Source organism: Lysinibacillus sp. NPDC097162, assembly GCF_044762185.1.
Lineage (GTDB): Bacteria > Bacillota > Bacilli > Bacillales_A > Planococcaceae > Lysinibacillus.
Genome location: NZ_JBIWDT010000001.1, coordinates 442,850 through 458,456 on the forward strand (window position 1 = coordinate 442,850; position 15,607 = coordinate 458,456).

Consider the following 15,607-nt stretch of genomic DNA (forward strand, 5'->3'; position numbering starts at 1 on the left):
CCTTCTTTCTACTAAATTTATTTCTGAGGAATGTCAGATTCCTAGTAATGAGCTTCTACCATCGTTTTGATGGCGTTTGGTATTATAGCAGCATCAAGTGCATTCGGATAATGGGCAGAGTGCTCTAATGTGATAAATTGTTTACCGTTTGGTGCATCTATAAATTCATAGTATTGTTGTGCTAATTCATAATTAGTCTGTTTATCGTATTTACCTTGAATAAAATATACAGGGACATCGATACGCTTTACAGACTCAAAAAAATCTGTCTTAATGATTTCTTTTTTTAGTTCGGTGCTTTTGATAAGGCTAAATTGTGGACCTGAAATAAATGATTTATATAAATCCTGTAGTGAGTAATCAGGGGAAGTAATCGCCCCTTTTATTAAATCAACGACATTCACTTTTTTTATTGTATTATCATAATAATTCATGCCTTTATATTGATTGATAAGATCGCTAAATCGATCTTCATCTTCTGCAAAATACGGTCCTTCTCCTAAAGTCTCTAATACTTGGAGTGTCTTCTTATCATCATTAGCAATAGCTTCACCCTTTAACCAATTATAACCAAGTTCTTGCCCTTTACTACTACTCGTTAATTGAGCTATGCCCATATAGGCATGAATTTTCTCTGGATAGTTGGCTACTAATTGAGTTCCAATCACTGTACCAAAAGATTGACCAATGACAAATATTTTTTCTTGATGATAAGTTTCTCTAATATAATCAACGATAACATTCGCATCATCTGTGAATTGACTAAGGTTCATTGTAGAAATAGATAAATCTTTAGTATAACTTTTACCTGAACCCCTTTGATCATAATACACAGCAACACAATGATCGGTTATTTCCGGAAACAATGTTCGAGCGCTTACGCCATATGGGAACGGCGAGCCTGGTCCACCATGTAAAAATAAACAAAATGGTTTGTTCTTATCTTTACCTTCTATTAATAGAAACTGTTTGTCTCCATTTACATTTAATTCTTTAAGCTCACTAATGCCACCATTGGCGATTAGATCACTACTTTTTTGTTGAATGTGTTGTTGTGCGATAAAACGATAACTAAATAATAGGATTGTTAGAAACATAAGTATAAGAAAAGCAAAAATACATATAGTAATCAATAGATTAAACCGTTTCCTTCTTTTATTATTTTTCATTGATCATTATCCTTTATCTCTTTTTATTCCCCCTATACTCAAAGAAATGGGATGCTTCAATAATTGAGGCATCCCTTATTTCTTTCCATTATAACATGTTATTTCTTTTCAATGAGTAGAGGTGAAGTAGCTTCGGCTGTATTTTTTTCAAGCGCTGCAAGGCGTGCCTCAAAAGTTGTTACTTCGTGATCTTTGTCGATACGGTAAGCAAGCTTATCGATATAAGATTCTAAATCCTCGAAATTCGCCTTGTTGTTGTTGGCAAGCATGCCGTCCATTTGATGGTGTGCACGTGTGACATTTTCTTTCCCCATTAACTGTAATTGACGAACTTTCATATCTTTAATTTTGTGCTTCATTGTTTCAAATTTACGCTCTAGCTCAAAGTATTCTTGCGTGCTCGCTTCAATACTTGATTGCAACGTATGATTGCGAGTTGTATAAGCTGCTACTTCGTCAGAAGCGAAATCGATTAAGTCTTGTTCGCCACTACCTAATGCTAATTGAAGTTGCGCTTCACGTTTAGCTAGTAATTCGGCATTTTGTTTTAGCTCAAGTTCCATTTTTTCTTTTAGCTTGCCTTGACGTTCTAATAATTTGCCTGTTTGTTCTGTTTGCTTCTCTGCTTCACGAATATATTGATTTAACATGGCGATAGGATTTTTTTGTTCCTTTTTATCAAATACTTGATGTAAATCAGCCTCAATTGTGTATCTAAAACGTTGGAATAAGTTCATTTTTAATTCGCTCCTTTTATTTTGTTAAATTTGACCATTCTTTTTCAAAGTTTGTAAATGGATCTTCTTCTTTCGCTTCCACTGTTGGGATTTTAACGTCTATGCCATTCCATTTTTTGTAGATAACATAAATAATGGCGATTGCTGCAAGACCAATCATTGCTGGAATATTAGAAACAGCTGAAAGCACACCAATTAGACCAACTGTAAACCAAATGATTTTTGCAAATGTCGATTTACTGCCAATGTAGAAGTGCATGCCTAGTGCAACGAGTACACCTGAAAATAATAAACCTGTAATTGGGCCAATTAATGCAAGTGCGACACATGCTGCAATAATACCTCCAGTTAATAAAAGAAATTTTTTCATTTGTTTTAGCTCCTTTCGTTTGTACCTTTATGTTACCTGTTTGAAAGATCATCTAAAACGGACTGGAAATGGATTTTCATCTAGGTCTTGAGGCTGAGCATTATTTTATAAGCTGAAACTAGAAGCTTTTCGACAAAAATAGAAGATGGTTCCCTCCTTCGTTTGACAAATTAACATGTTCCAATCAGCTATACTTACGTTAAAGAAACTGAGCGAAGGGGGATTTCTGGTGAGAACCTATTCCATATATAAAATAAAAGAAGAGCATTTAACGTTTATTTTCGGTAGAGAGCGTAAGTTATTAGAAATGATGCAGGGCTGTGAAGATGCCAATGAGAAATCCTTAAAAGAACTCGCGTATATATGTGAAACTGTCCGCTTCGATGAAATTGCTGCAATGCTAGAAGCACAGCTAGATTCCAAATATGCTCATTTAGAAAGAGCGCGGAATGCTTTATTTTTAGAACATCCGATAAAAGGAAAGATGGCGATTTATTTAGTAGATCGTAAAATCTGTGTCTATTGTGAAGGATCGCGAATGCTTGATTTGGATTTATTTCAAATGCTAGCAAAAATGAGTGAGCGTTTTATTGCCTTTAATAAACAAGATAATGAGTGTGGTTGGTTAAAGCCGATGAAGTATACAATGCACTAGGAATTTTCACTATAATATATAGTAACACGCTAGTATTTGGTGTATAATGGAGCGTGGAGAGTTTTTTTCTCGGTATATTGTAGTGGAGGAGGTTGGTTGTATGCCTACATGGGGCTGGATTATTATTGTAATTATCGCATTAGCAGCTGGCGCAGCACTTGGTTTCTATTTTGCACGTCAAGCTATGATGAAATATTTAAAAGAAAACCCACCAATTAACGAACAAATGATTCGAATGATGATGGCACAAATGGGTCGTACGCCGTCTGAAAAGCAAGTACGCCAAATGATGACTCAAATGAATAAATTCCAGAAATAATTGGAGTTTTTAAGGAGCAGCTGGTTTTGTAAACCGGTTGCTTTTTTCGTTGTTAAAATTACTCTGCACATGTGCATTCATAAGCAGTAGCGGTTTACCGAAGTTTGATAAATATTGAAAAACAAAACAATCGAGTAATCGAAATTTTAGAAGAAATTAGAGATAGGAAATAGAGGGCAAATATGGATGTTAAATGATAGTTTATGGATGAAACAATTGAATATAGAGGGAAGGTCTTTTAAAGTAATGCATAAAAAAACGTGCTTAGATGCGAGGAAAGAATGGATTCATCTAAGCACGTATTCATATTAAGCTTTCGACAATGTTTCCTAAATGCAATGAACATGCAGTAAATTGATTTCCGTACCAAGAAATGTTTGAAAGGAGAATAATGATTGGTGTAATAACGTAGGTGGGATATCTTTCATAATAAAGACAATATGTGAAACCTTTGTATTTTCTGGCCATTCACTTAAATGGATAGGAGGGTGAATAATATGCTGTACACCATTTAAGATGATCGGCCCTGCTTCACCGACATCGAGCATTCCTTTGACGCGCAGTATGTTTTCTCCTTTTGCATATAGTAATAAGCTAAGCCATACACCGAAACTATTCCAATTTAACGGTTGCAAAAATGCAAAAGAAATTGAATGAATATGCGATGTATTGTTGTGAGGAGGTAGCTGATAGTTGCTAGGTAGACGATTGTTATAAAGTTTCCTTTCAACATTTAAAATAGATGGGTCCACATTGCCATTTTCAACATGAAAAATTTTACATGTTGGGTTAATTCGTATTATTTCTGCACAAATCAAATCAAGTTCTTCTGTCGTTACTATATCTACTTTCGTTAGCGCAACGATATCAGCTGCCGAGATTTGCTTGACTGTTTCTTCATGATTTTTTATTTGCATAGCGCCATTTTTAGCATCGACGGTTGTTATTATCCCATCAACAACAAAACGATGTTGTAAAAGGGGATTTGTCATGATGGTAAATAAAATCGGAGCGGGGTCAGCTAAGCCAGTTGTTTCGATAATAATACGATCAAAATCAATTTCACCCTGTTCAGAACTAAATAACAAGTTTTTTAGTTCTTCCTCTAAATCTTCACGCGCATGGCAACAAATACAACCGCCTTGTAGTAAGGTCGTTTTTTCTTCTGCTTGTCTTAGTAAATGATGATCTAAGCCGATTTTGCCAAACTCATTGACTATAATCGCAATGTTTTCAGTTAGTTGATGATGCGTTAATAAGCTTTGAAGCAGTGTTGTTTTACCGCTACCTAAGCTACCAGTTAAAATCGTAATCGCTTTTTTTCTAGATGGCATATACTTTTTCACTCAATTCGCTATCGTTATTTTTTCCATTACGTCCGCGCTCAGTGGATCAATAGCGTAGCCGTTAAGCTTTTCTACTTCAGCCCATAAAGTCCCTAAATCATGGATGATTGATGTATTCCCTTTTAAATCGCTAAGAATAAATTTACTGCCATTCCATTCAGTAAGTTTTAATTGATATAAAACTAAAATTTTGTTGATGAATTGAACGCGCTCAATTCTCGATTGCTGTCTAGAACGTTGTAAGTCACCAACAATAATTTCAGATGTAGCATCTTCTTTAAACTCTGTCCAATGTACGTTCGCAATGAAATCACCACAAAAAATACACATAGGATGCCCCCTTATGTGCGTGGATAACGTTTTGCGAAATCGTTGGCAATTTCATTAAATGTTACCCACCGAATATGTTCATGGGAGTTAATATACTTTATAAGGCGATGATGCATTTGTAATACTTGAGGACGACCACTGACATCTGGATGGATTGTCATCGTAAATACAGCATAATCCATATTTTCGTAAACCCAATCGAATTGATCTTTCCACATTTGTTCGATATCGCGAGGATTAACAAAACCATGACTATTTGGAGATTTTTTAATAAACATCATTGGAGGTAAATCATCTAAATACCAGTTTGCTGGAATTTCAATTAAATCGGTTTCTTCGCCCCTTTCTAAAGGCTTCATCCATTCTTCAGCTTGCTTGCTATAATCAATTTTTGTCCATTTATCCCCGACACGTACATAGTAAGGTGTAAAATCATTATGCATTAAACTGTGATCGTATTTAATACCATGTTTAATTAATAATTCATTCGTTACATTGGAAAACTCCCACCAAGGTGCAACATAGCCAGTCGGTTTTTTGCCCGTTAAATCTTCAATCAATTGAATCGATTTGAGCAAAACCTGTTCTTCTTGTTTCGGTGTCATCGCAATAGGATTTTCATGAGAATATCCGTGTGCGCCAATTTCATGACCTCGTTTAAAAACATCTTTCATTTCAATTGGGAACGTTTCAATCGAATGACCAGGAATAAACCAAGTTGTTTTAATATTATGTTTGTCGAATAAATCTAAAAGTCTAGGAGTTCCAACTTCACCTGCAAATAAACCACGTGAAATATCATCAGGTGAATCTTCGCCTCCGTAAGACCCAAGCCAACCTGCTACTGCATCAACGTCAATACCATATGCTACTAAAATCTCTCGTTGCATCTATCATCCATCCCTTTAATGATTTTTTATCATTAGTCTAGCGAAAAAAACGATTCTTGTAATAAATTTTTTAAATAATTTAGAAAATATGCACAATTGCATAAAGCTTATGTTATAATGCTGAAAAAATTAAAGAATGGAGAGGTACTATGCTTGGAAATACTAAAATTTCTTCTGAAACAATCGAAAAGCTACCATTAGCATCAATTATTTACGATGAAAATTTTTCTATTAAAATGCTAAATACCAAAGCACAAAAAGCCATTCAACTTAACCGTGAAATTATTAATCATCGAAAATTAGCACCGCTATTGAAAAAAGCTTTTGCCACTGACATTCCATTAATGAAAAGTTTTTGTTGCGGTGACAAAGCATATCAATTTTTCTTCTCTAGAATAAGTGAGAAAGACAAAAACTACATATTAGTTTCTATTAATTCGTCATGGCCATTGCAACAAGATTATGAACGGTATAAGGAAGAAAGTGAAGATTTAAAAGCGATATTTGAATCTTCTTATGACGTTCTGTATGTATCCGATCACAAAGGAAATACATTAAGAGTTAGTGCAGCATGCAAGCATATATGGGGTGTAAGTGAAGAACAGCTTGTTGGGAAAAATGTTTTAGATTTGGAAAAGGAAGGGGTATACCAACCTTCAATAACAAGACTAGTTTTAGAAAATAAAAAGAAAATATCAACGGTCCAATCAACTAAAAACAACAAAAGGTTATTAGTAGTAGGGACCCCTATAAAAAATAAGCAGGGAGAAATAATAAGGGTTGTAAATGCTTCGAGGGATATTACAGATATTAGTAACCTACAACAAGAAATACAACAGTTGAAATGTTTAATAAATGAATATCAACGTGAATTGTCAAAATTACAAAACGATAGGAAGGCACCTTCGAGTTCGCTCGTTTATAAAAGTAAAAAACTAGAGGCAGCAGTTAAACTTGCAAAACGTGTAGCAGCAGTAGATTCGACCGTCTTAATTTTAGGAGAAACCGGTGTTGGCAAAGAGGTTTTTGCCAATTTTATTCATGAAATGAGCTATCGGAAAAATAAGCCTTTTATTAAAATCAATTGTAGTGCTATACCCGAAAACTTATTAGAATCTGAGTTATTTGGCTATGAAAAAGGTGCATTTACTGGAGCAAATAGAGAGGGGAAAAAAGGGTTACTAGAGCTTGCTAATCACGGCACTTTGTTATTAGATGAAATTGGGGATATGCCTCTTTCACTTCAAATAAAATTACTTAGAGTAATACAAGAAAGAACGCTACAACGTATTGGTAGTACTAAAGCAATCCATATCAATGTGCGGTTTATAGCAGCGACACATCGAGATCTTGCTGAAGCGGTTGATATAGGAAAGTTTAGACAAGATTTATATTACCGTTTAAATGTTATTCCAATTCATTTACCCCCGTTACGTGAACGCAAGGAAGATATACTTTCTTTAGCGACGCATTTTTTAACTACATTAAATAACAAATACCATACATCCAAAACATTCAATTCAACCTTTACCGAAAAGTTAACCGAGTATGAGTGGCCTGGTAATATTAGAGAATTACAAAATGTAGTTGAACGAAGTTATGTTATGAGCGACTCAGATGATTTGACAAGCGAAACACTCGCAATTGCACTGAATGAAACTAAGAAGAGCAAGTCTGTACTCGTAAAAGAAATTATGCCCTTAAAAGAGTGTGTAGAATTTGCAGAAAAAGAATTATTGCAGATGGCATTTGAAACATGTAAAACAACTGTGGAAATGGCAAAATTATTAGAAGTGAATCAATCAACAATTAGTAGAAAAATTGCTAAATATAATATTCGATAAAAAAGCGTAATTCAAACTCGATTACAAAGTGCATCTTTGAAAATAATTACAATTTTATGGATTGTTGCTTATAATGTAAGTATATAAGAAAGGGTGATGGACGAATGGTTTTTCGCACGAAGGTAAACATGTTTTTGTTAACCGGTATATTTTTAGTCGTTGTCATTATGGGTTCAATCCCATTGCTTCCTTTGTATAAACAATTACCGTTTGCAATTTTACTGCTGATTGCTGTTCTCTTTCTTGTTGCTGGAGGTTTTGTTTGGTGGTATGGCACTTCGATACAATATGTTTTCTATAAAGAGTATTTATGTATTAAAGGTGGACCATTCAAACGTCGAATCCCTTATCAAAATATAACAAAGGTTTCTCCGACAACAGATGAATTCACTGGATATAAAATTTCACCAACAGATCAAGGACTCGAATTATGTGTGGAATCTACAAGCTTTAGTAGTATAAAGATTTCACCAGACAATAAAACGGAGTTCATTGCAGAATTAAGAAAACGCTGTCCTAATATGCAGATACAAAGCTTCGAGTAAAAAATATAGAGAAAATACCTCTTGCGTTACGTCGAGCAAGGTATTTTCTCTTTTTTTATGAAATAATAAATGACTAGTATTTGGGGTTAAAATGAGTAAATACTTACTACGATTACTAGCAAAGATACTGCTGAAAATAAATAACCCCAATTGCGTCTTTTTTTAAATTGTTCTAATCCTACAATTGCTAATAAGCAGCCGAGTAATAGCGAGGATATTGGACTATATAAAAAATCATTTTTAATGAGGCTATACACAAATATGAAAACGATAAGACATGTAAGGCTAATTTTAATGAATTTCAAGTAAATACCTCCTCTGATTAAAATTAACTGATGTATATTATAATGTAGCATAACTAATTGAATGTCATGCTATATCTTTATACCGTTTTCAAATGATAGAATTTTTGTATAAATAGAGGAGGCAAGATAATGAAGACTAGTGCAGATGTTTTAATCGTTATCGATTTACAAAATGGCGTGTGTTTCAGTAACGAACATTTATTTGATCTACAAAATTTACTCACAAAAGTAAATAATCGAATCGCTTTATATCGAGAACACCAAAAACCAATTATTTTTGTTCAACATTGTGATGAAGAACTCGTACCAGAAGAGGAGCTTTGGGCGATTCATGTCGATCTAGATGTGCAAAAGCAAGATTACTTGGTTAGAAAAGAACATGCAAATTCTTTTTACGAAACAAGCTTAAAAACAATTTTAGACGAATTAGCTGTGCAGCGAATTGAATTTTGCGGCGCTCAAACAGAATACTGTATGGATGCAACGATTAAATTCGCCCATGGCTTGGGATATGAAAACTTTATGGTACGTAAAGCGACTTCTACCATCCATAACCCATTTATGTCAGCGCAAGAGACAATTGATTTTTATGAAAATATATGGAGTAATAGATTTTTGAAATTTATAGAATGAATTTTATAGTTAGGGGAAAAGTGTTAGATTGACTGCAACCAATCTAACACTTTTTTGTTGTTCTGATGGTCTCTCTTATGTCAGTCACTTTCCGCACAGTGCAGGATACACGTTATTCTATCGGCGATAACACGAGTTTTACCAGCTATTTATATGATTTTATCGGCGATAACACGAGTTATACCGGCGATTCAAGAAATTCTACTAGTATAAACACTAAATTGCATTGCTACTATGCCGAAACGCATAACTTTGCTACAAAGTTTTCATTTTTCCCTTTAAAAAATTGGCAATATAAGTGGGTTTCTAACAATATTTTAAACCTTGAAAAGTTGGCACGATTTTTGCTAAGAAAAATTGTAAAGGAAAGGAGGACTATTGTATGTAGTGGATATAGGCAGTCATTAATTTACTAAAGCATGGGGAGTGATGACTTTGAAACATGTAGTAGCAGCTGTACAAATGAATTGTGAATTATGCAATAAAGCTGGCAATTTACAAAAGGCGCAAATGTTAATTGAACAAGCGCTTGAACAACAGGCAACACTCATTGTATTACCTGAATTATTTAATACGGGTTATCGGGTTGAAGAACAAGATTGGCAATATGCTGAGACGATTCCAGGGGAAACGACCGACTATTTACAGCGTATTGCGACTCAACACGATGTTACAATGATCGGCTGTATTTTAGAACGAGGGGAAATCGAAGGTACAATTTTTGATACCGCTTTCGTCATAGCGAAAAATGGCATATTGGGCAAATATCGAAAAACACATCTTTGGGATCAAGAAAATATTAGATTTAATAGAGGAGATGCACTGTCAGTTATCCATAAAGATGATTTGAAAATAGGTTTACAAATTTGCTATGAAATTGGATTTCCAGAGGGAGCCAGAATTTTAACATTACAAGGAGCTAATATTCTCGTATACCCTTCAGCATTTGGCGAAAAGCGTTACTACGTGTGGGACATAGCGAGTAGAGCAAGGGCTATCGAAAATGGTTGTTTTGTTATTGCGGCCAATCGTTCAGGAAGTGAAAAACAGTCGACACATTTTGGTGGGAAAAGTAGAATTATTGATCCACAAGGCAATGTCCTAGCCGAAGCTGTACAGGAGGATGAATGCATTGTAGCAACAATCAATTTACAACGAGTCATTCAACAACGAAGAGAAGTACCTTATTTAAGAGATTTAAATAAAGCCGTTTTTCATCCAAGCGAATAAAGTTTTAATCAGGGGGGAGAATTATGAAACGCAACACATTAATTACCAAGGATATCGTGCCCACTTTAAGAAGGCATCGCATTATTACAGGTCTAGGTTTTTTTAATATTTGGGTCGGAATGGCGGTCATTATTGCAACATTCCAAATTGGAGCAAATGGTATTGAGTCGATGACGCTTTGGCAATTAGCGGGCGCAATTTTTGTTGCCAATGTACTAATAGCGATTGTCGCGAGTTTAACCGGAGATATTGGTATTGAGCATGGTTTATCGTTTGCAGCTTATTTAAGAGCACCTTTTGGCACTGTAGGTGTGCATATTCCATCGTTAATAAGAGGTATAGTCGCTTGTATTTGGTTCGGTATTCAAACATATCTTGGCGCAACGGCCATTAACTATATTGTGGCAAATTTAACGGGATTTGATTTTTGGTTTGTATGGTATGTTGTGTTTGCGGGTGTTCAAATAGCAAATACCGCCTTTGGTATTAAGGCAATCGATCGATTTGCCGTTATTGCAGCACCTTCCATTATTTTGATTTCAATTTGGATTTTTGTGAAGATTTCAAGTATAGCTACAGTAGAAGGGATAAATATTTTTACGTATGAGGGCAGTTCAGCTGAAACAACATGGTTGCTTATTATGGCTGCTAATATGGGCTTCTGGTCTTTACTTGCAGTGGATATACCAAATCTAACGCGTTATGTGAAAGCACCAAGAAATGAGCGCAATTGGTTCCGGAGAAATACAAATAGTTACATCCCTCATTTGTTAGCCTTGCCAACCGTCCAAACATTTATCGGTATAATTGGAGCAGTAAGTTTTTTAGCTACTGGCAACTGGAATCCTATTGAAGTAGTGCAACAGCTTGCAACTGGTTGGATTATGGTAATCATTTTATTACTAGTTGTCTTAGCACAATGGTCAACCAATTCTGCCGCAAATCTAATACCCGCATCTTTAACATTTGTAAATGCAGGAGCTAAATTTAATTTATCTTATGCATGGGGCATTATTTTGGCAGGAATTATTGGTACAGTTTTTCAACCATGGTTAGTTTTAGATAAATTATTTGTTTTCTTAGGATATTATGGTGCAACAATGTCAGCATTAGCGGGTGTAATCATTTGTGATTACTACATAATTCGTAAGCGTCGTTTACATGTGACAGATTTATATAGGCAGGAGGGGCAATTTACATACAATCGTGGGGTAAACTTGGCAGGTATGCTAGCGTGGCTCATTAGTAGTGTACTTGCTATAGTGTTCATAGATTACATGTATTTCGTAGGTTTCCCTATATCTGTTTTCATTTACTATATACTAATGAAACGATGGTATTTGAATAAATTCCCGCAAAAAGAAGTAGTTTCAAATTACTCAGATGAATATTTAGGAACTTCTGTGAACCGAGATTGGAAAATTCCTGTATAGAGCTGAAGAAAAGGTAGCGTTCGTTATTATGAAAGATGAAACAATAGAGCGCATGCTTTGCTAAGAGGATATTGATACCGGTAAATTTGTTGTAGAGGCTAAATGTCAGTAGATGATATAAGCTTTAATAGGAACAAGAAAAAAGAAGGTAGAAGAACTCAAATTTTAGAGTTCTTCTACCTTCTGGACTTTAGAAAGGCTAAGCCTGATTTAACCAACTAATAGCACTATGCACAACGACCGCTACCCCTAATGGAATAACACCTTCGTCTAACATAATATTTGGGTTGTGTAGTGGGTAGTTGTTGTCACCTAATCCGTTGGAGCCAGCCCACATAAACATTGTTGGCACTTGTTGGCTAATGTAAGAGAAATCTTCGGTGCCTGCTAATGGTTCAGCGTCAATTTGTAAATTGTCTTCCCCTAAAATTTCTTTCACAAAAGGTACGACTTGTTTGCACAGTGTTTCATTATTATAAAGTGATGGGGTAGAGATAGTCTTTAATTCATATGTTCCACGTATCATTTTCACTGTCGCATTTATAATTTCTTGAACTCTATTAAATAGATGATCCCTAACTTCTGGTTTGAAAGAGCGTAGTGTAGCCTCTAAATGTGCTGTATCTGGAATTATATTTGCTACTGTGCCGCCACCCATTTTACCAATAACGAGAACGGCTCTTTCTTTAGGATCAATTTCTTTGCTGACTAATGTATTCATTTGATTGTATATCGCATTGACAATCATTAAAGGATCAATGGCATTTTGAGACTCAGAACTGTGCCCGCCTTTGCCTTGCACTTTTAGGAAGAAGCCATCTAATGATGAAGCGGCGATGCCAGGTTTGTAACCAAATTTCCCTACTTCTAAATCTGGAGTGACATGGAGGGCAAGGGCAGCATCAACTTTTGGATTTTCGAGTAAGCCATTTTCTATCATATCCTTTGCGCCAAGACCCATTTCCTCGGCGGGCTGGAACATAATTTTGACAGTACCATGAATATCTTTTTCTTTCTCTTTTAAAAGCTTTGCTGCGCCGAGCATGAACGTCGTATGGATGTCATGGCCGCAAGTATGTGCAAATCCATTTGTTGATTTAAACGGTAAATCCGTGTTTTCTTCCATTGGTAATGCGTCCATATCGCCTCTTAGTAAAATTGTTTTCCCATTGCCATTACCAATCGTTACAACTAGCCCTGCTTGTCCTACTTTTTGAGGTGTTAGGCCCATGGAAAGTAATGTTTTTTCAACGTATGCGACTGTATTCGGTAGTTCAAATCCAATTTCAGGATGTTGGTGTAAATGTCTGCGATGATGAATGAATTCTTCTTGAAAATTTTCCGCCAATATTAATGTTTCATGTTTAGTCATATGAATACACCTCTCTAGTCTAATGAATATTCCATATCTGAAGTTGTATTAAATTTAGGTTTTGTTTTAATGGCAATGACAAACAATCCAAATAACACGATTGAAAGTACAATTAAGACATTTAACAGTAATCCATAGGAATGATTTATATTATAAATTGCGCCAGAAACAATTGGTGTTAGTGCAGCGCCTAGTGATGAAAATAATGAGACAATCCCGAATTTTGCGCTATATTCTTTTTCCCCAAATAGTGATGAAGTTAAGTAAGCAGGTGTAACTGTAACGGCCGTCGCACCAAATCCAGTAAATATCGTATACAGGATACCAGGTATTAATAGGTCGCCTCTCATCAAAAATAAAAAGCTTACTAAACCAGAGCCACAAATAATAAGTAATGTTGTGATGGTACCTAATTTATCGTATAAGCGACCGACTAATAACTTTCCGACGATGACCATTGCTGAACCTAAAGAAAGCAATATTGCAGCGTGTTGAGGTGTGCCACCAATATCCTTTAAATAAGGTGCTAGGTTAATGATCATACCATTCACGACAATACCACCGACAACAATTGCCGCACAAAGTGCCCAAAATGATACGGATCTAAATGCCTCCCTTTGTGAAAGCCCTTCTACTGTTTGTGAAGAAGTCGTTATATTTTTTATTTCACCTAGCGGAACAAGACCTTTATCTGCAGGTTTAAGTCGAATAACAAATAATGCCATAGGTACGATTAACACAAACATTGAAATGCCCGTAATGAGGTAAGCACTTCTCCAACCATAATCTGTAATAAGCCAGTTTAGGACAGGGCTAAGGATGACACCGCCAAGACCACTACCTGCTAGTGCGATCCCTAAACATAATCCACGCTTTTCGTTAAACCAATTTGTTATTAATACTGGTGCAGGAATAAGAGCAGCTCCTGCTAATGAAGCCCCCATTAGCACTGCGAATAAATAAAAGTGCATCGCAGTCGTTGCAAATGAAAATCCTACATATGAAATGGTGCCTAGTGTTGTAAATATCGTCAAGTAAAGACGAATGTCCATTTTCCTCATCACTTTTCCTGCAATTGGACAGAAAATCATTGATACTAAAGCCATAATCGTATAATACGTCATAAATTCAGTTCTTCCAATTCCCAAATCTTCTGTTACAGGGACAGTATAAAGTGACACTAAATTAATAATTGGTGCATACAAAAATGTCATAATCATGACGCATGCCACTACAATCCACCATCCATAAAAGATGCCTTTTTTTCCTTGTTGAGTAGTCATATTGGTTTCCTCCGTTTTCACTTAATAATCAGGGCAATACGATGGAGATAAGTGGTGTTGAATCCGTTTTCAAATATCTCTAACATAATAAATGGTGTTACCCACGATCGTTTCATCACGCTTTCTAATTCAATAAAAAGTAATGATGGGGAGTTTTGGAGGTTGTATTGATCATAAGTATGTTTAAAGCCCTAAGACTTGTAGATACATCATTTTCAAATAGTACAAGCTCCATCTTCCTTCTCATTTAACGCTTACGAGGTTAGCTGACGGATTCGGGCCTTTGAGTAGCCCTACCTTAACAAGGATTCACCCCTTGGATTGAATGTTCATCCAAAAAATTTGGTTCCCCCGCATCCATTGGTTTCAGCGATCTAGAAAGTTGAAACTGCTATGATACTACTATTTCAAGAAAAGTTAGTAAATACAGAAAATTTTTTTGACAAATGAGAAGAAAAATTTTTTTACTTGATAAAACCTTTATTAATTAGGGTATCAGCATAACAGGAATAAAAAGTGCGAAAATATTTTTTCAAAAGGGGAAAGATTTAGACTGTTATTATTTTAAAAATTTGTGTAGGATACAGTTAAATTATCATTCTATTTTAAAAATTTACACATTTCATAGAAAACCGGTTATAATAGTTAGTATTGTAAGAAAAGGAGCTGTTAGCAATGGAACGTGAAAAAACAAATGTGGAAAGTTTTGATTTAGACCATACGAAAGTTAAAGCACCTTATGTTCGTTTAGCAGGTGTAAAAGTAGGAAAAAGTGGCGATGAAGTCTATAAATACGATATTCGCTTAAAACAGCCTAATAAGGAGCATATGGAAATGCCAGCACTCCATTCTTTAGAGCATTTATCGGCTGATATTATTCGCAATTATTCCGACCATATTGTCGATTTCAGTCCAATGGGTTGTCAAACAGGCTTTTATGTATCGTTGATTAATCATAATGATTATGATGAATTGCTAACGATACTAGAAAAAACATTTACAGATGTCACGAATGCAACAGCAGTACCAGCTTGTAATGAAGTGCAATGTGGCTGGGCAGCAAGTCATAGTCTTGAAGGTGCACAGGCACTTGCAAAAGAATTTTTAGCAAAACGTGATGAATGGCATATCGTTTTTGCAGAATAA

General features: G+C 35.4%; 17 protein-coding genes and 1 riboswitch. Of the genes, 8 read left to right on the top strand and 9 right to left on the bottom strand.

The window, feature by feature from the left end; all coding sequences use genetic code 11:
• Positions 1-41 precede the first annotated feature (41 nt).
• From ACIQXW_RS02070 to ACIQXW_RS02080, 3 genes are all read right to left on the bottom strand, one after another.
• Positions 42-1,169 carry an alpha/beta fold hydrolase gene (locus tag ACIQXW_RS02070; protein ID WP_402759610.1) on the bottom strand — a complete coding sequence of 376 codons (1,128 nt, stop codon included), beginning with the start codon at positions 1,167-1,169 and terminating at the stop codon, positions 42-44.
• A gap of 98 nt (positions 1,170-1,267) precedes the next feature.
• Positions 1,268-1,906, bottom strand: coding sequence for a PspA/IM30 family protein (locus ACIQXW_RS02075; RefSeq protein WP_340825572.1), 639 nt, complete (start codon positions 1,904-1,906; stop codon positions 1,268-1,270).
• Positions 1,907-1,922: 16 nt separating this feature from the next.
• Positions 1,923-2,276, bottom strand: coding sequence for a lmo0954 family membrane protein (locus ACIQXW_RS02080; protein ID WP_402759612.1), 354 nt, complete (start codon positions 2,274-2,276; stop codon positions 1,923-1,925).
• Positions 2,277-2,505: 229 nt separating this feature from the next.
• Between ACIQXW_RS02080 and sirA the strand changes: the two genes are divergently transcribed.
• Together sirA and ACIQXW_RS02090 are read left to right on the top strand one after the other, a co-directional pair.
• Positions 2,506-2,931 (top strand): sporulation inhibitor of replication protein SirA, encoded by a 426-nt coding sequence (gene sirA / locus ACIQXW_RS02085; protein ID WP_173478238.1) that lies wholly within the window; start codon positions 2,506-2,508, stop codon positions 2,929-2,931.
• 100 nt (positions 2,932-3,031) lie between these two features.
• On the top strand, positions 3,032-3,250 hold the full coding sequence (locus ACIQXW_RS02090; protein WP_024361518.1) for a YneF family protein: 219 nt from the start codon (positions 3,032-3,034) through the stop codon (positions 3,248-3,250).
• A 329-nt stretch (positions 3,251-3,579) separates the two neighbouring features.
• Here the strand turns inward: ACIQXW_RS02090 and ACIQXW_RS02095 are convergent, their stop codons facing one another.
• The 3 genes from ACIQXW_RS02095 to ACIQXW_RS02105 are packed head-to-tail and all read right to left on the bottom strand — an operon-like array spanning position 3,580 to position 5,816.
• Complete coding sequence (locus ACIQXW_RS02095) at positions 3,580-4,584, bottom strand: CobW family GTP-binding protein (protein ID WP_402759614.1); 1,005 nt, start codon at positions 4,582-4,584, stop codon at positions 3,580-3,582.
• 12 nt (positions 4,585-4,596) lie between these two features.
• Positions 4,597-4,926, bottom strand: coding sequence for a hypothetical protein (locus tag ACIQXW_RS02100; protein ID WP_340825567.1), 330 nt, complete (start codon positions 4,924-4,926; stop codon positions 4,597-4,599).
• A gap of 11 nt (positions 4,927-4,937) precedes the next feature.
• Positions 4,938-5,816 carry a polysaccharide deacetylase family protein gene (locus tag ACIQXW_RS02105; RefSeq protein WP_340825566.1) on the bottom strand — a complete coding sequence of 293 codons (879 nt, stop codon included), beginning with the start codon at positions 5,814-5,816 and terminating at the stop codon, positions 4,938-4,940.
• Between the two features lie 149 nt (positions 5,817-5,965).
• Here ACIQXW_RS02105 and ACIQXW_RS02110 point away from each other — a divergent pair, with 149 nt between their 5' ends.
• Both ACIQXW_RS02110 and ACIQXW_RS02115 read left to right on the top strand, forming a co-directional pair.
• Positions 5,966-7,660 (top strand): sigma-54 interaction domain-containing protein, encoded by a 1,695-nt coding sequence (locus ACIQXW_RS02110; RefSeq protein ID WP_402759617.1) that lies wholly within the window; start codon positions 5,966-5,968, stop codon positions 7,658-7,660.
• A gap of 104 nt (positions 7,661-7,764) precedes the next feature.
• A complete protein-coding gene (locus ACIQXW_RS02115; RefSeq protein ID WP_402759618.1) occupies positions 7,765-8,205 on the top strand; it encodes a PH domain-containing protein in 441 nt (146 codons plus the stop codon).
• 86 nt (positions 8,206-8,291) lie between these two features.
• On the opposite strand, the gene ACIQXW_RS02120 is transcribed toward ACIQXW_RS02115, so the two are convergent.
• Positions 8,292-8,510 (bottom strand): DUF3953 domain-containing protein, encoded by a 219-nt coding sequence (locus ACIQXW_RS02120; protein ID WP_401018987.1) that lies wholly within the window; start codon positions 8,508-8,510, stop codon positions 8,292-8,294.
• A gap of 129 nt (positions 8,511-8,639) precedes the next feature.
• On the opposite strand from ACIQXW_RS02120, the gene ACIQXW_RS02125 reads away from it, so the two are divergent.
• From ACIQXW_RS02125 to ACIQXW_RS02135, 3 genes are all read left to right on the top strand, one after another.
• On the top strand, positions 8,640-9,143 hold the full coding sequence (locus ACIQXW_RS02125; RefSeq protein WP_340825561.1) for a cysteine hydrolase family protein: 504 nt from the start codon (positions 8,640-8,642) through the stop codon (positions 9,141-9,143).
• Between the two features lie 429 nt (positions 9,144-9,572).
• Positions 9,573-10,373 (top strand): carbon-nitrogen hydrolase family protein, encoded by an 801-nt coding sequence (locus ACIQXW_RS02130; RefSeq protein WP_402759620.1) that lies wholly within the window; start codon positions 9,573-9,575, stop codon positions 10,371-10,373.
• Positions 10,374-10,396: 23 nt separating this feature from the next.
• Positions 10,397-11,806, top strand: a complete 1,410-nt coding sequence (locus ACIQXW_RS02135) for an NCS1 family transporter (protein WP_340825557.1) — start codon at positions 10,397-10,399, stop codon at positions 11,804-11,806.
• Between the two features lie 199 nt (positions 11,807-12,005).
• Here ACIQXW_RS02135 and ACIQXW_RS02140 read toward each other — a convergent pair whose 3' ends face one another.
• Positions 12,006-13,178, bottom strand: a complete 1,173-nt coding sequence (locus tag ACIQXW_RS02140) for a M20 metallopeptidase family protein (protein ID WP_402759622.1) — start codon at positions 13,176-13,178, stop codon at positions 12,006-12,008.
• A gap of 14 nt (positions 13,179-13,192) precedes the next feature.
• Positions 13,193-14,461, bottom strand: a complete 1,269-nt coding sequence (locus tag ACIQXW_RS02145; protein ID WP_401018982.1) for an MFS transporter — start codon at positions 14,459-14,461, stop codon at positions 13,193-13,195.
• A gap of 235 nt (positions 14,462-14,696) precedes the next feature.
• A riboswitch (cyclic di-AMP (ydaO/yuaA leader) is annotated at positions 14,697-14,843 on the bottom strand.
• A gap of 293 nt (positions 14,844-15,136) precedes the next feature.
• Here ACIQXW_RS02145 and ACIQXW_RS02150 point away from each other — a divergent pair.
• Positions 15,137-15,607, top strand: coding sequence for an S-ribosylhomocysteine lyase (locus tag ACIQXW_RS02150; protein WP_340825553.1), 471 nt, complete (start codon positions 15,137-15,139; stop codon positions 15,605-15,607).